This window comes from Corynebacterium glaucum (assembly GCF_030408855.1).
Classification (GTDB): Bacteria; Actinomycetota; Actinomycetes; order Mycobacteriales; family Mycobacteriaceae; genus Corynebacterium; species Corynebacterium glaucum.
The window spans coordinates 1196252-1214749 of the sequence record NZ_CP047358.1 but is presented as its reverse complement, the minus strand read 5'-3'; the positions used below and the strand labels follow the sequence as shown (position 1 = coordinate 1214749).

12 protein-coding genes and 3 rRNA genes are annotated in these 18498 nt (G+C 60.2%); all 15 read right to left on the bottom strand.

Going from position 1 to position 18498, the window contains the following annotated elements:
- Positions 1 to 134: 134 nt before the first annotated feature.
- Positions 135 to 1118 carry an HAD-IIA family hydrolase gene (locus tag CGLAUT_RS05900; RefSeq protein WP_095659909.1) on the bottom strand — a complete coding sequence of 328 codons (984 nt, stop codon included), beginning with the start codon at positions 1116 to 1118 and terminating at the stop codon, positions 135 to 137.
- Positions 1119 to 1128: 10 nt separating this feature from the next.
- Positions 1129 to 1803 carry a hypothetical protein gene (locus CGLAUT_RS05895; RefSeq protein WP_232507225.1) on the bottom strand — a complete coding sequence of 225 codons (675 nt, stop codon included), beginning with the start codon at positions 1801 to 1803 and terminating at the stop codon, positions 1129 to 1131.
- Positions 1804 to 2195: 392 nt separating this feature from the next.
- Positions 2196 to 2313: ribosomal RNA gene (gene rrf, locus CGLAUT_RS05890) — 5S ribosomal RNA — on the bottom strand.
- Positions 2314 to 2446: 133 nt separating this feature from the next.
- Positions 2447 to 5524: ribosomal RNA gene (locus CGLAUT_RS05885) — 23S ribosomal RNA — on the bottom strand.
- A gap of 511 nt (positions 5525 to 6035) precedes the next feature.
- Positions 6036 to 7548 (bottom strand): 16S ribosomal RNA (locus CGLAUT_RS05880).
- Together the 16S, 23S and 5S rRNA genes form the textbook arrangement of a ribosomal RNA operon.
- A 610-nt stretch (positions 7549 to 8158) precedes the next feature.
- Complete coding sequence (gene tyrS / locus CGLAUT_RS05875) at positions 8159 to 9439, bottom strand: tyrosine--tRNA ligase (protein WP_290186912.1); 1281 nt, start codon at positions 9437 to 9439, stop codon at positions 8159 to 8161.
- A 53-nt stretch (positions 9440 to 9492) separates the two neighbouring features.
- Positions 9493 to 9675, bottom strand: a complete 183-nt coding sequence (locus CGLAUT_RS05870; RefSeq protein WP_095659907.1) for a Trm112 family protein — start codon at positions 9673 to 9675, stop codon at positions 9493 to 9495.
- Positions 9672 to 10328: a hypothetical protein gene (locus CGLAUT_RS05865; RefSeq protein WP_095659906.1), complete on the bottom strand. Its 657-nt coding sequence runs from the start codon at positions 10326 to 10328 to the stop codon at positions 9672 to 9674. The genes CGLAUT_RS05870 and CGLAUT_RS05865 overlap by 4 nt, the downstream gene beginning before the upstream one ends.
- A complete protein-coding gene (locus tag CGLAUT_RS05860) occupies positions 10315 to 11907 on the bottom strand; it encodes a VWA domain-containing protein (RefSeq protein ID WP_290186911.1) in 1593 nt (530 codons plus the stop codon). The genes CGLAUT_RS05865 and CGLAUT_RS05860 overlap by 14 nt, the downstream gene beginning before the upstream one ends.
- Positions 11904 to 13103, bottom strand: coding sequence for a hypothetical protein (locus CGLAUT_RS05855; protein WP_290186910.1), 1200 nt, complete (start codon positions 13101 to 13103; stop codon positions 11904 to 11906). Before CGLAUT_RS05855 ends, CGLAUT_RS05860 begins: the two co-directional genes overlap by 4 nt.
- Before the next feature lie 49 nt (positions 13104 to 13152).
- Complete coding sequence (argH, locus tag CGLAUT_RS05850; protein WP_290186908.1) at positions 13153 to 14598, bottom strand: argininosuccinate lyase; 1446 nt, start codon at positions 14596 to 14598, stop codon at positions 13153 to 13155.
- A complete protein-coding gene (locus tag CGLAUT_RS05845; RefSeq protein WP_095659902.1) occupies positions 14599 to 15804 on the bottom strand; it encodes an argininosuccinate synthase in 1206 nt (401 codons plus the stop codon).
- A 74-nt stretch (positions 15805 to 15878) separates the two neighbouring features.
- Positions 15879 to 16376, bottom strand: coding sequence for an arginine repressor (locus tag CGLAUT_RS05840; protein WP_095659901.1), 498 nt, complete (start codon positions 16374 to 16376; stop codon positions 15879 to 15881).
- Positions 16373 to 17314 carry an ornithine carbamoyltransferase gene (gene argF / locus CGLAUT_RS05835; RefSeq protein WP_290186905.1) on the bottom strand — a complete coding sequence of 314 codons (942 nt, stop codon included), beginning with the start codon at positions 17312 to 17314 and terminating at the stop codon, positions 16373 to 16375. Before argF ends, CGLAUT_RS05840 begins: the two co-directional genes overlap by 4 nt.
- Positions 17315 to 18475: an acetylornithine transaminase gene (locus tag CGLAUT_RS05830; RefSeq protein ID WP_290187051.1), complete on the bottom strand. Its 1161-nt coding sequence runs from the start codon at positions 18473 to 18475 to the stop codon at positions 17315 to 17317.
- Positions 18476 to 18498: the final 23 nt, after the last annotated feature.

The window sequence follows — 18498 nt, the reverse complement described above, 5'->3', positions numbered from 1 at the left end:
CTTAGAAAGTTGCTCTAACTCTGCGGCAAGGTCCTCTGTAGGTTCCGACAGGACTTCGCGTACTTGCTCTCTGAGATCCTCGACGGAGACGCGGGGAGCACGTGGATCGTGGGGCTTGGGTGCGGTCACGGTGGTCACCACCAGTTGGCCGTCGCTGCTTCAGCAGCCTCGGAGTTTGGGCGGACGAGTTCAGGAGGAGTCTCCATCAACCAAGCGACTTCGAGGACGGTGCGCAGCGCCTGCATACCGGTCGCGCCTTCCTTGCCGTGGCTCAGAATGATGTCATTGCCATCAACTCGGGCACTGAACCCGCCCTGCCGTCCCGGTCGTAGATCCTCAGCCTCAGCGTGCAACGAGCGGAGATCCTCTGCGACGTACGTAGGACGCAATTCTTTTGGCGCCTCCAGAAGAGCGATGGGCCCGGAGACTCCCGTGGCTACATGCAACACCGGGATGCCCGCAGCCACGGCTCCGGCGATGTCTGTATCCAGCCGGTCACCGACTGCAAGCGGGCGCGTGGCACCGACCGAGTTGGCTGCCTGCAGGAACATAGCTGGTTCTGGCTTCCCAGCAGCTTGTGGGACCACACCGGTCGCGGAGGTGACGGCCGCGACCATCGAGCCGTTACCCACCATCAGCCCGCGCTCTGAGGGCAGCGAAGTATCCAAGTTCGACGCAAGGTAAGTCGCACCGTTTCGGATCGCGAGTGCTGCTTCGGACAGCTGCCGCCAGCCCGTGTCTGGGTTGTGTCCTTGAAGAACGACCTTCGGCTCTTCATCCGCCGAATCCACAGCGTGGTAGCCTGCGGCAACCACGAGATCCCGGAAAGATTCCGCCCCCAAGACAAGGACACTATCGCCGGGATCGAGGTGGGATGCCGCCAACTGCAACGCCGCCTGAGCTGAGGTAAGCACGTCGGCAGACTCTGCACGAAGCCCAATCTCGCGAAGCATCACCGCAACTTGCTCTGCGCTCCGCGAAGCGTTGTTGGTGATGTAGAGAGCAGGTGCCGAAACAGCGTTGATTGCCTCAACGGCATGGGGCAGCGCGTTCCCGCCTTCCCACACCGTCCCATCGAGGTCAAGGAAGATCGCGTCATGGTTATCAACCAAAGCCATGATCTTGACCCTAGCTTAGTTCAGCAACGCGCTCGTCGGCATCGGTTAGCCCTTCTTCATCGATGCGGGCAACGTGCTCGAACCACGTTTTCGCCTCTGATTTCCGATCGAGCGCCAGGAGCGCCTCCGCGTACGCATACGAAAGACGGGCTTGCGTTTCACCCTCAGAATCAAGCGAAGGTCGGAAACGTTCCAGTGTTGCTAGTGCCGACTCGTGCTGACCGAGATCATGGCGGGCGCCCGCAAGCACGATGGCAAGCTCAATTCGATCCTCAACTCCCAGTTCGGAAGCCTCAGGGGATCGGCCGAGTTCCAACGCCTTCTCCGGGCGTCCGAGACCACGCTCGGCATCCGCCATCACTGCAAGCAATCCGGGGCCACCGGACATACGCCGCGCTGCTCTCAGCTCGGAAAGCGCTTCCTTCCACTCACCGGCGTGGTACGCAACCACTCCGTTTGTCTCGCGGACGACGCCCACGCGCCCAGCACGATTCTTGGCGGCCCTTGCGTGTCGCAGCGCGAGCTGAGGCTCATCCTCAAGCAGCTCCGCCGCCATCAGCATGTGCTTTGCCACGCGATCCGCATTGTCCTTCGACAGAACACGCAAGTCCTGGATTACCGATGGATCGAGCTCGCTGATATCAAGGCCTTCAGGGAGATCAGGTTCGGATAGCCGCTGCGCCATGCGGTCTTCCCGATAGCCCTGTCTGACGGGGTTAGAGCGGTTGTGCCGAACCCGGTCGTCGCGACCTCGGTTCTTGCCACTCCGATTCGGCCGGCGGTTCTCACGCCCACCGCCACCCTGGCCCTCGCGATTGCGACGCTGTCCTTCACCCCGCTGGGGTCGGCCACCTCCGTTATCCGACTGGCCCGCGGGACGGCTATCCGGTTCCGACATTGAGAGACCTTTCCGTAGATTTCAACTCATTATAGAAGTGCAGGCGACATCTACTGTGAAGAGGGCGCGCAAGGAGTCAGCTCCCCACGGGCAGCCTCGGCGTTAGAAATGCCTGCGACCGGTCGCTCGCCGTGGTGTTGGCGGGTGACCGGTCGCAGGTGGTTGTTGTGAAGTTGTTGGGTCGGCGGTAACCTACTCTCCCACACCCTCCCGGGTGCAGTACCATCGGCGCGGGCGGGCTTAGCTTCCGGGTTCGGAATGGGTCCGGGCGTTTCCCCGCCGCTATCAACTACCGACACATTTTTTGGTTGTTGGCCACACCGTGCGTGTCCCCGTGGTTGGGGTCCCCCGTGGTGGTTGGGGTGGTGTGGTGTGTCAGATACCGGAGAATGGACGCGGTGCGGTGCAGGTTTGTTCTGCTGGTTTGTGTTGGTGTTTTGGTTTTGGTGTATTAGTACCGGTCGCCTGACCACATTACTGTGGGTACAGTTCCGGCCTATCAACCCCATCGTCTTTGGGGAACCTGTGAAACCTCATCTTAAAACAGGCTTCCCGCTTAGATGCTTTCAGCGGTTATCCTTTCCGTACGTAGCTAACCAGCGCTGCTCCTGGCGGAACAACTGGCACACCAGAGGTACGTCCGTCCCGGTCCTCTCGTACTAGGGACAGCCTTTTTCAAGTTTCAACGCGCGCGGCGGATAGAGACCGAACTGTCTCACGACGTTCTGAACCCAGCTCGCGTGCCGCTTTAATGGGCGAACAGCCCAACCCTTGGGACCTACTCCAGCCCCAGGATGCGACGAGCCGACATCGAGGTGCCAAACCATCCCGTCGATATGGACTCTTGGGGAAGATCAGCCTGTTATCCCCGGGGTACCTTTTATCCGTTGAGCGACACCACATCCACAAGTAGGTGCCGGATCACTAGTCCCGACTTTCGTCCCTGCTCGACTGGTAAGTCTCGCAGTCAAGCTCCCTTGTGCACTTACACTCTTGCACCTGATTGCCAACCAGGCTGAGGGAACCTTTGGGCGCCTCCGTTACATTTTGGGAGGCAACCGCCCCAGTTAAACTACCCACCAGGCACTGTCCCCAACCCAGATCATGGGCCAAGGTTGAGGTATCCACTACGGTCAGAGTGGTATTTCAACAACGACTCCACAACCACTGGCGTGGCCGTTTCACAGTCTCCCACCTATCCTACACAAACCGCACCGAACACCAATACCAAGCTGTAGTGAAGGTCCCGGGGTCTTTTCGTCCTGCCGCGCGTAACGAGCATCTTTACTCGTAGTGCAATTTCACCGGGCCTGTGGTTGAGACAGCAGGGGAGTCGTTACGCCATTCGTGCAGGTCGGAACTTACCCGACAAGGAATTTCGCTACCTTAGGATGGTTATAGTTACCACCGCCGTTTACTGGGGCTTAAATTCTCCGCTTCGGACAAAAGTCCTAACAGGTCCTCTTAACCTTCCAGCACCGGGCAGGCGTCAGTCCGTATACATCAACTTCTTCGTCTTCGCACGGACCTGTGTTTTTGATAAACAGTCGCTCCCCTCTCTTCTCTGCGACCACCACCAGCTTGAAACCGCATGTGTTTCGCACCAGGTGTGGTCCCCCTTCTCCCGAAGTTACGGGGGCATTTTGCCGAGTTCCTTAACCACAGTTCACCCGCTCGCCTGAGTATGCTCTACCTGACAACCTGTGTCGGTTTCGGGTACGGGCCGTCTATCCACATCGCTAGAGGCTTTTCTCGGCAGCACAGGATCACCAACATCACCCCACTAGGGCTACGCATCACGCCTCACACCTTCTAACGGCCGCATTTGACAAGCCGTCGTGCTGCACGCTTGCACCACAATCCAAATACGTGGCTTGGCTACCACTCTGCGTCACCCCATCACTGACCTACCACGGATCAGGCCCCACGCATCACCACACCACAGGCACCCAAAAGGATGCTGTCAGTACGGCTCTGGGTGGTTAGTCTCACCGCTTCGATACTGGGCGCGGATACACGGGTACGGGAATATCAACCCGTTGACCATCGACTACGCCTGTCGGCCTCGCCTTAGGACCCGACTCACCCTGGGAAGACGAACTTGACCCAGGAACCCTTCGTCATTCGGCGGGCAAGATTCTCACTTGCCATTCGTTACTCATGCCTGCATTCTCACTCGCACACAGTCCACTGCCCCTTCCAGTACAGCTTCACCCCATGCACGACGCTCCCCTACCCAACGCAAAAACGTTGCCGCGGCTTCGGCGGTGTACTTGAGCCCCACTGAATTGTCGGCGCAAAACCACTCGACCAGTGAGCTATTACGCACTCTTTCAAGGATGGCTGCTTCTAAGCCAACCTCCTGGCTGTCTTCGCGATCCCACATCCTTTTCCACTTAGTACACCCTTAGGGGCCTTAACCGGCGATCTGGGCTGTTTCCCTCTCGACTATGAAGCTTATCCCCCACAGTCTCACTGCCGTGCTCAATTTTCACCGGCATTCGGAGTTTGGCTGACATTGCTAAGATGATAGTCCCGCTCAACCAACCAGTAGCTCTACCTCCGGCAAACACACACAACGCTGCACCTAAATGCATTTCGGGGAGAACCAGCTATCACGGAGTTTGATTGGCCTTTCACCCCTACCCACAACTCATCCCCTCAGTTTTCAACCTAAGTGGGTTCGCGCCTCCACAACCTCTTACAGCTGCTTCACACTGGCCATGGGTAGATCACCCCGCTTCGGGTCTAGGACATGCCACTAAAAGGCACCCATTTCGGATTCGCTTTCGCTACGACTCCCCAACCAACTGGTTAATCTCGCGACATGCCGCTAACTCGCAGGCTCATTCTTCAAAAGGCACGCCATCACACACAAGAGGTGCTCTGACGGATTGTCAGCGCACGGTTTCAGGAACTCTTTCACTCCCCTCCCGGGGTACTTTTCACCATTCCCTCACGGTACTTCATCCGCTATCGGTCACACTGAGTATTTAGGCTTACCGGGTGGTCCCGGTAGATTCACAGCAGATTCCACGAGCCCGCTGCTACTCGGGGCGACAACCACACCACGCATGTGCACCTTCACGTACAGGACTCATCACCTACTCCGGTGTGCCATCCCAGACACTTCCGCTAACACACAACACCATGATGCGACAGTTGACAGCCTGCCACGGTCATACCCCACAACCCCACGCATGCAACCCCTGCCAGGTCTCACACACACATGGTTTAGCCTCATCCGCTATCGCTCGCCACTACACACGGAATCACACTTGTTTTCTTCTCCTACGGGTACTGAGATGTTTCACTTCCCCGCGTCAACCCCCACACAGGCTATGCATTCACCTGCAGGTAACCGCCCACAACGACGGCTGGGTTTCCCCATTCGGACATCCTCGGATCAACGCTTAGTTGGCAACTCCCCGAGGCATAACGCAGCCTCACACGTCCTTCATCGGCCCAGCATGCCAAGGCATCCACCGTACGCCCTTGAACAAAACACACTAAACAACACCCACACACACCCCACCACCACAACAAAAGGTGACAGCAGGATATGCGCGGGCAACACACAAAAAAGAAAGAAAAAACACTACCCAACCAACCCCAACCCCACACAAGGAGCCAGGCAATTGATTGGTTCATGCTCGCGTCCACTCTCCAGTTCTCACACACCACACCCACACACCCCACACACAACCACCGGCTGCGTCCAGGACTATGCAGGCCACAAGAACACCACACCATGCACACACAGTGCACACAAACGGTGTGCTGTTCCAGACACCCAACAGCATGCCAATACATCCGCACACAAACGCGCGTGTTCATGAACATTGCATTCATACAGGGTGTATTCGGGTTGCTTACAACGCGGGCGACGTTTCTGAAGCCACCCGCCGGTATGTGACCACCCGGACATTTTGCAAATATATTTAGTGGCAGGCGCACCCACGGCAACCTCAACCACCACACACCCCACAACTGCAGGGCTTATGAGTACTGCTCCTTAGAAAGGAGGTGATCCAGCCGCACCTTCCGGTACGGCTACCTTGTTACGACTTCGTCCCAATCGCCGATCCCACCTTCGACAGCTCCTTTTGACAGGCCACTGGCTTCGGGTGTTACCAACTTTCATGACGTGACGGGCGGTGTGTACAAGGCCCGGGAACGTATTCACCGCAGCGTTGCTGATCTGCGATTACTAGCGACTCCGACTTCATGGGGTCGAGTTGCAGACCCCAATCCGAACTACGACCGGCTTTAGAGCGATTCGCTCACCCTCACAGGCTCGCAAGCGCGTTGTACCGACCATTGTAGCATGTGTGAAGCCCTGGACATAAGGGGCATGATGATTTGACGTCATCCCCACCTTCCTCCGAGTTAACCCCGGCAGTCTCTCATGAGTCCCCACCACAACATGCTGGCAACATAAGACAAGGGTTGCGCTCGTTGCGGGACTTAACCCAACATCTCACGACACGAGCTGACGACAACCATGCACCACCTGTACACCAACCACAAGGGAAACCACATCTCTGCGGCGATCTGGTGTATGTCAAGCCCAGGTAAGGTTCTTCGCGTTGCATCGAATTAATCCACATGCTCCGCCGCTTGTGCGGGCCCCCGTCAATTCCTTTGAGTTTTAGCCTTGCGGCCGTACTCCCCAGGCGGGGCGCTTAATGCGTTAGCTACGGCACGAACCCCGTGGAAGGGACTCACACCTAGCGCCCACCGTTTACGGCATGGACTACCAGGGTATCTAATCCTGTTCGCTCCCCATGCTTTCGCTCCTCAGCGTCAGTTACTGCCCAGAGACCTGCCTTCGCCATCGGTGTTCCTCCTGATATCTGCGCATTTCACCGCTACACCAGGAATTCCAGTCTCCCCTACAGCACTCAAGTTATGCCCGTATCGTATGCAACCCCGAAGTTAAGCCCCGGTATTCCACAAACGACGCGACAAACCACCTACGAGCTCTTTACGCCCAGTAATTCCGGACAACGCTCGCACCCTACGTATTACCGCGGCTGCTGGCACGTAGTTAGCCGGTGCTTCTTCTCCAAATACCGTCAAAATTCGTCTTTGGCGAAAGGAGTTTACAACCCGAAGGCCGTCATCCCCCACGCGGCGTCGCTGCATCAGGCTTGCGCCCATTGTGCAATATTCCCCACTGCTGCCTCCCGTAGGAGTCTGGGCCGTATCTCAGTCCCAATGTGGCCGTACACCCTCTCAGGCCGGCTACCCGTCGACGCCTTGGTAGGCCATTACCCCACCAACAAGCTGATAGGCCGCGAGCTCATCCCACACCGAAAAAACTTTCCACCACGATCACCACACCGTGGTCCTATCCGGTATTAGACCCAGTTTCCCAGGCTTATCCCAAAGTGCAGGGCAGATCACCCACGTGTTACTCACCCGTTCGCCACTCGAGTACCAAAGCAAGCTTCGGCCTTTCCGTTCGACTTGCATGTGTTAAGCACGCCGCCAGCGTTCATCCTGAGCCAGGATCAAACTCTCCACAAAAACACCAAACAATAACTGCCCAGTGCGTGCTTCAGAAGAAACAGGCCGTGAAAAGCCCAATACCCAACCAAAACAAACCACCCAACACAAAACCGTGCTGGACTGGCTATCCAAAAATTACTCCGTGTCTGCTTGTTGTATCCGACGAGGAAAAACCAACAAACAACACAGTTTTAAAAAAATACTCGTGAAACCATCACACGCATGATGCTGTGCAGCGTCTCACCAGCACACCACAAGCCCCAATCATTGGTTCAAGGCCATGATGACCGGCACACACCAACCACCCCACACAAACAGCTAAGGGCAGCAAGCACCAACCACAAACACACCACACAACGCAAAAGTTCACAAACAAAAATGCATTGGCACACTATCGAGTTCTCAAACAACACACGCACACCCCGCCGACTAGATCATTCGATCTGCCTGCGGAAGCGACTTATACGACATTACTTATGGAATCTATTCAAGTCAACTCTTCGTTGTTCGAATTTCTTCCCTTATGTCGACCACCAAGCTTTGCATCGCTATGCTTTGCTCCTTGGCGGCGAGAAGAAACAATAGCCAGGTGCGGCTAGAAAGCACAAACCCGCAGCACAACGCTCATTTATGCCGTTTCAACGAGTTTGACACCCGCGAAGTTCTTCTTTCCGCGACGCAGAACCAGCCACGAACCATGCAGAAAGTCACTGACCTGCGGTGTCCATTCCTCGGCTTCAACTCGCTGGTTATTCACGTAGACGCCACCCTCCTTGATGGAACGACGCGCCGCCCCCTTCGAATCAGCGAGTCCGGTGCCCACTAGCAAGTCAACAATGTTTTCGCTCTCCGCTGCCCGGGTTTCGTAAACGCCAGTCTCGGAGACCGCGGCTGCGAGAGTGCTCTCGTCCAGATCGGCCAGCTCCGCCTTCCCGAACAACGCCTGTGCAGCGAGTTCGGCGCCACGGCGTGCCTGCTCCCCATGCACCAGGTCTGTCATCTCCTGGGCGAGGCGCCGCTGCGCTTCCCGCTTGAACGGGCGTTCGGTGACCTCATCCTCGAGACGGCTCAGCTCCTCCTGATCAACGAAGGTGAACCAGCGCAAGTAACGAATCACATCCGCGTCCGCGGTGTTCAAGAAGTACTGGTACCAGGTGTACGGGCTCGTCATCTCTGGATCGAGCCACAGCGAACCACCGCCGGTGGACTTGCCAAACTTCTTGCCCTCCGAGTCAGTGACCAGCGGAACGGTCAGCGCGTGCACAGACTCGCCATCCATCCTTCGGTTCAAGTCGACGCCGGCGACGAGGTTGCCCCACTGATCTCCGCCACCGACCTGCAGCACACAGTCGTACTCGCGACGCAGCTGCACGAAGTCATTCGCCTGCAGCAGCATGTACGAGAACTCGGTGTAGGAGATGCCATCAGACTCAAGGCGGCGCTTCACCGTCTCGCGACCAAGCATGGTGGAGAGGGAAAAGTGCTTTCCAATGTCACGCAGGAACTCAATCGCTGACAGGTCCTGCGTCCAGTCGTTGTTGTTGACCAACAACGCTGCGTTCTCTCCCTCGAAAGAGACAAAACGGGAAAGCTGGCCGGCAATGCGGTCAGCCCACTCTTTCACAGTGTCCTCGGAGTTCAGCGTCCGCTCCCCCACGTCACGAGGGTCGCCGATCATGCCTGTCGCACCGCCCGCGAGAACGACCGGGCGGTGCCCCGCCATCTGGAAGCGCCGAAGCATCAGAAGCGGAACCAAGTGCCCGGCGTGGAGTGAGGGCCCTGTCGGGTCGAAGCCGCAGTACAACGTGATTGAGTTCTTCGTCGTCTCCCGCAGCGCATCCAGGTCGGTTGACTGGTTAATCAGGCCGCGCCATTCGATCTCATCGACGATGTTGGCGGGAGTTGTCATGAACAGATCACACTCTTTCGTTGCATATTCGTTGGCGGAAATGCGGCAAGGGGTTAGTTCGACGCGGCTGGATGGGGCTGCGCTTCGTCGATAAGCAAAACGGGAATGCCCTCGTCGATGCGGTACGCGATTCCGAGCCGCTCGTTGATAAGCAACTGTTCCTCTTCGCTGTATCTCAGTGGCCCCTTGTCTTGGGGGCACACAAGAATGTCTAACAGCTGGGGGTCGAGGCTCATGGCTGTTTATCGTACCCGGCTGACCCAGACAGGTCGTCGTCCAACCCCGGCAGTGCGCCGAATTCACCGCGAAGGAACTGGGCCTGCGAATCCATGGCCCGCAGGTTGTCGTCCAGGATGCCCTTCTTGATCCGAGCGACCGCATTGGTAAGTGTGGTCAGCGAATCCACCACGACGCTGACTGCTGCCTCATCACGGAACTGTGGCACGTCGAGGTAGGTGCTGATCACCTCCGGGTAGTAGACCTTGACCACGTTCCACATCGTCTGTCGGTGCTCAGGTGTGGGTTGCAGATGGTCCCATTCCTTGAGCACAAAGCGGATGTTCGCCTCGAGCTCCTTGACCTGGTTCACGACCGCGCTCGGTGGACCTGCCTTAAAGAGCCGGCCGGAAGTTTCGCGCATTGCATCCTCGAGCACGATCGGGGTCGGCGTGATCGGTGGAGGCGGCAGCTCCTTCGGTTTCGCAGGCGGGGTCAGAGCCACTCCTGCACCGTAGGCCGCAGCAGCGGCAACCGGCCACAGGAAGCCTAGGCCGAGTGCAATGTGCAGGGTTACCACCAAAATGGCCAAAAGCAGGCCAACCTGGTTCCTCCTCGAGACGAGGAAGCTTTGAAAGCCACCTGGGGTACCGCTCGAACTACTGGAAACCACGAATCTCCTTAAATGCTGCCTCGAGGTCGCCGTTCAACGCGTCGAACACCGCCCCTCCCGTCAGTTCTGCCAGTTGATTCATCTCCGCGACGTTCGCCTCGCCGTACAAGATGATGAAAATCGGCACGCTGCGCTTGTCCTCCGGGAGCCCGTTGTAGATTTCGGTGAACCCGCGGAAGTCGGGGCCGAAGTTGGCCTCGCCGTCGCTGAGCAGGACTATCGACGGAATGCCGTTCGAGGTATCGATCCCATTCAGGGCTTCCAGCAACGCCGGGTACATTGCAGTGCCACCGCTTGCCACGATTCCGTCGACGTACGCACTGAGTTGATCCACCGATGCCTCGTTGTCGCGGTTGTACTCGACCGTCACCGGCGGGTTCGGCTGATCGTCGAAGGACAGCAGGGTCACAGTTTCGCGGTCGCGAAGGGACACATCGCCGACTAGATTCGCGGCGGAGCCGTCGATAAGCGAATTCATGGTGTCCTTGAGTGCCTGGATGCGATCGCCCTCCATAGATCCGGAGGCATCCAGGATGAACATGGTGGTTCCGGGCTGACGATACTGGTTGTTGTAGGCGAAGAGCAGCTCGTCGACCACGCTTTGGTTCGCCGGGAACGGCAGCTCAATCGCCTGCTGGCTAGCCAGCTCGGCAGGCATATTCGAGACTTGCTCCACCGGTCGGCGGAAGGTCTGCGCGATGTCTTCCTGGTGTTCGAGCAGCCAGTCGGCCAACTGACGCACTTGTTCAGACGCATTCGGGTTCGCCGGTTGCGCGAGGGTCGACAGCGGGTAATCGGCGGAGACGACACCGTCACGCGGCACGATCACCTGGATCGGCAGACCCTCGGCGCGCAGCTGATGCAGCGTGGACTCGTAGTTCACGATCGCGTCGGCCTTTTCTGGGTCGGCGACGAACGCGTCGGCGAGCCAGCCGGAGGAACCGGACACCAGCGTTTGCGCCTGGAAGAGCTCTTCCAGAGTCGGTGCCACGCGATCGAGGTCCTGGGGGGTGATCGCCGCACCGGTGTCTGCGAGGGCGGTGGACACCGACACCAACGCCGAAAAACCGGAGTTGGACGCTGCCGGGTTGGTCATACCGAAGGTGAAATCCCCGGCTTGCGCCGCTTTGACAAAGTCGGTCCAGGTCGGCTGATCCGTGTCCCAGCCGAGGCGCTTCGCCGCTTCGTCCCACACGCCGAACGCCACTGGGCTCGTTGCAATCTTGGTCTCATCCGCCAGCTTGTCGGACGCGCCGATGAGGTTGACGTAACGGTTGGTGGCAAACCAGGTCGCGTCGACCGTGCTGTCGAAGTTACCCAGCTTCAGGTTCTCGGAATTCTCGAGAGTGCCGGCTGGGAACTGGAGCTCAATGTCGAACCCGAGGTCGTCCGACGCTCGCTGCACAACGGGCTCCAGGTCCATAAGTTCGGTAGCCGCCACGATCGTGAGGGCATCCTGCGAGCCGGTGCGCTGCCCACCGCTAGAACCCCCGCCGCCTTCGCTCGCACCGTCATCGGCACACGCGGCCAGCGCCATTGAGCTCAGCAGCACGAGGATCAAAATCCAGAGCTTTTTCATTGCTGTTCGTCTCCATCTTCCGGCGGCGGAGGGGAAAGGGTGCCATAGCGGGTGCCCACACCGTCGATAAGCTGTTCCAGGCGATCATACTGTGGCGGGTCCACCGAATTGACGTAATCCGATGGCGGATTCAAACCCTGCTTGGACATCTCATCAGCGAGCGAACCGTGGTTAGCCGGGCGGAACCCGTGCCGCGCAGCGAGCTGCTGTAGCTCCGGGTCGTTAGCCAAGAGACGTGCCAGCTCCTGGCCCTCCGGGGTGATGCCAACCACGCCGTGGTTCGCCAGCACCGTCGGGCTGAGGTGGAACAGCACCATATCGTCGCGGATGCGCGAGTTTGGACGCATTTGCTCACCGATGAACTGCGCCTCGTAAATCATCACCATTGGTGCCGCGCCCATTCCTTGGCTCAAATATTCGGCAAACGGGCCGGCAGACGACGACTCCGAGTAACCCTGCCCCGTAAAGAACGGCGTGATCTTGTCCACCAGGTAGCCGATGTCGTTGCCGCGGTTCGGCTCCCGCTCCGCGAACTCCCACGCAAGCACCGAGAGATACATCGCGGCCGAATTCGAGGTGCGGATGTCGGTGGTGCGGATCTGCACGGTGCGTGGCGAAGGGAACGTGTCGCCGAAATCGCGCCAACGTTTACCCGACTGCGCCAAGTCGACGTACTTGGCAATGTCGAGGACGTACCCGCCGTTTTCCTTGCGCACCACGCCTTCAGCTTCAAGAATGTCCGCAATCGGCTGCCAGCTCGCCACCGCCATCGGCGTGAAGAACGGGTACTCCACCGTGTAGCCGTTGTTTTGCTCGCGCACCTTCTGCGTCGCGGGCGCCGACGACGGGGACACGAAGTCCAGCGAAGACAGATCGGTCCGCGTCGCAATGGTTCGCGAGCCCGCCGTCGAGAAACTCACTTCGTAGCCGAGCTCACGCAACCGATCGACCACATCCGGGTCTTCAAAGTACAAGCGTTTTTCAGAACCCACCACGCCATGCACCTGGGTCACGCCGCCGCGGTCCCCAAAGCCGGAGCTTCCGGTGTCCTTGTTTCCCCTTCCAAGCAGTCCCCCGCCACGGCCAAGAATGATCGCCGCTGCCACCACAACAACGAGAAGGACACCAAGTACGACGGTAAGAACGCGTCCGCCGCGCTTGGTGTCCGCACTACCCGCACTGCTCGGAACACTCATGGCTTTATCGTAGAGTGCACGTCACACGTGCGCTGTATTTCTTGGGCAGTTACTGGGGCTTCTCTCCCCGCACCGGCCGTGTGGCCCACGCACGGAACTGCGCGTTCGCTTCTACCACGCGGTCCCGCTGTTCCTCCACGCGCACCTTCGCGGTCCCACCGCGAGTCGCGCGCGAAGCAACCGCACCATCGACAGTCAGCACCTCACGGACCTCAGGGAGCAGTCGCTTGTCGACGCTTGCGAGCTCCTCATCACTGAGCTCGTCAAGGCCAACGCCTCGGCTCTCAGCAATCCGCACGCACGCCCCGGAAGCCTCGTGCGCCTCGCGGAACGGCACGCCTTGGCGCACCATCCACTCCGCGAGGTCAGTCGCCAGCGTGTAGCCCGCAGGTGCAAGTTCGCGCATCCGATCCTCGTGGAACGTCAGAGTGCCAACGAGACCGGTGAACGCCGGCAGCAGCACGCGCAGCTGCGTCACCGAATCGATAACCGGTTCCTTGTCTTCCTGCAGGTCGCGGTTGTACGCCAGCGGTTGTGCCTTCAGCGTCGCCATAAGACCGGCGAGGTTGCCAATGAGCCGGCCAGACTTGCCACGCGCAAGCTCGGCGACATCCGGGTTCTTCTTCTGCGGCATGATCGATGAGCCGGTCGACCAGGCGTCGTCCAACGTGACGTAGCCGAACTCCGGGGTGCACCAGGCGATAATCTCCTCGGCGAAACGCGAGAGGTCAACCGCGATCTGGGCAAGCACGTACGCCGCTTCTGCTGCGAAATCGCGTGAGGCCGTGCCGTCGAGCGAGTTGTCGGCGGAGGATGCGAAACCAAGTTCTTCCGCAATGGCCTCCGGGTCGAGCTGCAGCGACGACCCTGCGAGCGCGCCAGATCCGTACGGCGAAACGGCGAGGCGTTTGTCCAAATCCTGGATGCGCTCCAAATCCCTCAACAGCGGCTGCGCGTGAGCGAGCAGGGAGTGCGCCAGCAGAATCGGCTGCGCGGCCTGGAAGTGGGTCTTGCCCGGCATGATTGCATCCGGGTGCGCCTTCGCCTGAGCGATGATGGCGTCGATCAGGTCCGACACATCTTGCGCGACACCGCGGATGGCATCGCGCAGCCACATGCGGAACATCGCAGCGACCTGATCGTTGCGGGAGCGTCCGGCACGTAGCCGGCCGCCGATTTCGGGGCCGACGCGGTCGATAAGGCCGCGCTCCATGGCGCCGTGGACGTCTTCGTCCGTCGGGAGCGGCCCGAAGGAGCCGTTGGCAACGTCCTCGCCCAGTTGGTCCAGGCCCGCGAGCATGGTGGACAACGCATCGTCGTCAAGCAAACCTGCCCTGTTGAGCACCTTTGCGTGAGCCTTTGATGCAAGCACATCGTATGGTGCGAGGACCCAGTCGAAGTGGGTAGAGACGGACAGCGCGAACATGGCTTCGCTGGGGCCGCCGGAAAAGCGGCCGCCCCACAGCGCGCCCTCGTTGGTCTTGTGCTGCTCCATTTACTTCCCAGCCGCCTCGCGGTCGCGCTTGTTGGCGATCTGGGAGCTCAGGCCGTGCAGGCGCACGAAGCCCTTCGCCAGGGTCTGGTCAAAGGTATCGCCGGTGTCGTAGGTGGCCAGGTTGAAGTCGTAGAGAGAGTGGTTCGAGCGGCGGCCGTTGACCGTGGCCTTGCCCGCGTGGAGCTCCATCCGGATGTCACCCGTGACGTACTGCTGGGTGGAATCGATGAAAGCGTCGAGGGAGCGCTTCAGCGGGCCGAACCAGAGACCGTCGTACACCTCCTCGGACCAGCGGGCATCCACCAGACGCTTGTAGCGGGCGAGCTCGCGCTCGACGGTGACGTCCTCAAGCGCTTTGTGCGCGGTGATGAGTGCGACTGCGCCCGGGGCCTCGTAGATCTCGCGGGACTTGATGCCCACCAGGCGATCCTCCACCATGTCCAAGCGGCCGATGCCCTGCGCTCCGGCACGGCGGTTGAGCTCCTCGATTGCCTCGAGCACGGAGACGCTGCGGCCGTCGATTGCCACCGGCTTACCGCCCTCGAAAGAGATGATGACCTCATCCGGAGCGTTGCCCATTGCCGGGTCCTCGGTGTAGGCGTAGAGGTCCTTCGTCGGCGCGTTCCACAAATCCTCAAGGAAGCCGGTCTCAACCGCGCGGCCCCAGACATTCTGGTCGATGGAGAACGGGGATGCGGCGGACTGCTCAATCGGCAGGTTCTTGCCCTCTGCGTACTCGATCGCCTTGTCGCGGGTCCAAGCGTAGTCGCGTGCCGGGGCGATAATCTCCAGGTTGGGGTCCTGGTTGAGGAATCCGACCTCGAAGCGAACCTGGTCGTTGCCCTTGCCGGTGCAGCCGTGGGCCACGTGGGTGCCGCCGAACTGGTGGCCTGCCTCAACGAGGTGCTTCACAATCAGCGGGCGCGAGATCGCGGAGACCAGAGGGTACTGCCCCATGTACATGCCGTTCGCCTTGATGGTGGGCAGGCAGTACTCCTCGGCGAACTCGTCCTTGGCGTCGACCACGATGGATTCGACGGCACCGCAGTCCAGCGCGCGCTGGCGCACGGACTCCATGTCCTCACCGCCCTGGCCGAGGTCGAGCGAGACGGCGATAACCTCGCCGCCGGTCATCTCGGCGAGGTACGGGATGGCGACGGAGGTGTCCAGGCCGCCGGAGTACGCGAGAACGACGCGGTTGGTCATGAATATGGGCTCCTTTTGAGTTCTATTCTGAGATTCACAGAAAGTGTTTTACAGAAACGTGTCGAATTGCTAGGTTACTCGTGCTTACGGGGCGCACCGGCAAAGAGCTGCTCCGCAAGATCGCGGCCGCTCAGCGGTTCGCGGGCCAGCACGAAGATGGTGTCGTCGCCGGCGATGCAGCCGACCACTTGGTCGAGGCCGACGCGGTCGATGTAGCTGGCGAGGTACTGCGCCGCGCCGGGCGGGGTGCGCAGCACCGCGGTTGAGTGAGAGTAGTCCACCGAGACCACCAGCTCATCGATCATGCGGTTGAGCTTGTCGCGCGGGCCGGTGGCTACGTCCTCGAGTGCGTCGGCCTCATCCCCGACCGCGTAGAACGCGCGGCCACCTGCGAGCGGGCGGATCTTCTTCGCCCCCAGCTCGTCGAGATCGCGCGACAGTGTCGCCTGAGTGATATCGATGCCGTCGTCGAAGAGCAGCTGCGACAGCTGGCCTTGCGAGTACACGCGTGTGTTGGAGAGCAGCTCCAGGATGCGGGCCTGGCGCGCCGTGCGGGAAACTGGCTGAGTCACGGCTGGTGCTCCAGGAGCCAGGTCAGCAGCGCCTTCTGTGCGTGCAGGCGATTTTCGGCCTCGTCAAACACGCGCGAGGCGGGGCCATCGATTACCTCTGCAGTGACTTCGCTACCGCGGTACGCCGGCAGACAGTGCAAAAAGATCGCGCCCTCGCCTGCCGCGTCCATCACGTCCTGGGTGACTTGGTACGGCATAAACGGAGTGCGGCGGTCCTTGCCGTCGTCCTCCATGCCCATGGACACCCAAGTATCGGTAATCACCACACCGGCGCCCTCGACAGCAGACAGGTCAGAGGTCACCGCCACCGCTGCACCCGTCTCCGCCGCGCGCGCTTGAGCACGCTCAACGAATTCCTGGCGCGGCAGGAACCCCTCCGGGCCGATGACGGTGATGTCCATACCGGCGGTGGCAAAGCCCAGCAGGTAGCTGTTGGCCATGTTGTTGTCGCCGTCACCGAGGTAGACGGCCTTCTTGCCCTTCAGCCCCGCGGCCCCCTCATCCGGGCACAGGTTCTCTACCACGGTCTGCAGGTCGGCGAGGATCTGGCATGGGTGCAGGTCGTCGGACAGCGCGTTCACCAGCGGCACCGTCGCAGTCTCCGCCATGTCCAGCAAGTTCTGATGCGCGTAGGTACGCCACACAATCGCCGAAACGTAACGCGACAGCACCGCACCGGTGTCCTGGTAGGTCTCTCCCTTGCCCATCTGCGAGTTGCCGGTCTCCGCGACAATCGCGTGCCCACCGAGCTGCGCGATGCCCGCGGCGAAGGAGAACCTCGTGCGCGTCGACGTCTTGTCAAACAGCACCGCCACCGACTGCGGCCCCTCAAGCGGGCGGTACTTGTACGGCTCGCGCTTCATCTCCGCGGCAAGCGCAAGCACCTCGGCCTGCTCTGCTGGGGTCAGATCGTCATCGGCCAAGAAATGTCGTGGCATCTAATTCTCCCCCTCGGAGTTGTTCAACTCATTCAGCAGCGCGTCGAGGCGCTGGACAGCGTCAGCAAGCTCATCATCAGAAATCACCAGCGGCGGGGTGAATCGCACCACCGCATCGCTCGGAGCATTCAGCACCAGCCCGTGCTTCAGGCCTGCAGGAACCGCTTGCTTTGCGACGGGACGTTTGAGCACCGCACCGAGCATCAGCCCCCGGCCGCGCACTTCCTCCACCCCGTCAAGATCGCGGAGTTCTTCGGCGAAAATTTTGCCCTTTCGAACGACCTCGCTGAGAAACGCGTCGTCGACGGTATCGAGGACTGCGGACGCTGCCGCACACGCAATCGGGTTGCCGCCGAATGTCGTGCCGTGCGAACCCGGCGTAAAGGTCCTGGCTACCTCTTCAGTCGCGATGACTGCGCCAATCGGCAGCCCTCCGCCGAGGCCCTTCGCCATGGTGACCACATCGGGGCGCACACCGGCCGGCAGGTCGTGCTCAAAGGCAAAGAAATCGCCGGTGCGGCCGACGCCGGTTTGCACTTCATCGGCGACCATGAGGATGGCGTGGTCGTCGCAAAGCTTTCGAATGCCCTCCATGAATCCTTCCGGAGCTGGGATGACTCCGGTTTCCCCCTGGATGGGTTCGAGGAAGATCGCGGCGACGTCGGTGGGGTTGACCTCGACGAGCTTGCGCAGGTAATCGAGGTCGCCGTATGGGTAGTACTCGACGCCAGACGGCACTGGCTCGAAGGCCTTGCGCTTGTCTGGCTGGCCGGTCAGCGCGAGCGCACCCATGGTGCGGCCGTGGAAACCGTGCTGGGCGGCAAGGATACGGCGCTTGCCGGTCAACCGTGCGAGCTTGAATGCGGCCTCGTTCGCCTCCGCACCGGAGTTGCAAAAGAACACCCGCGCATCCGGATCGCCGAAGCGGCGCACGAGCTCGCCCGCGACCTTCACCGCCGGTTCAGAGGCAAAGAGGTTGGAAACGTGGCCGAGGGTGTTGATCTGCTCGGTGACCGCGTGCACCACTGCAGGGTGGGCGTGGCCGAGCGCGTTGACCGCAATCCCGGCGAGAAGGTCGATGTAGGTGTTGCCCGAGTCGTCGATAAGCGTGGCACCCTCGCCCTTGACCAGGGCGATCGGCGGGGTTCCGTAGTTGTTCATCAGGCCGGTTTGCCAGCCGGTGA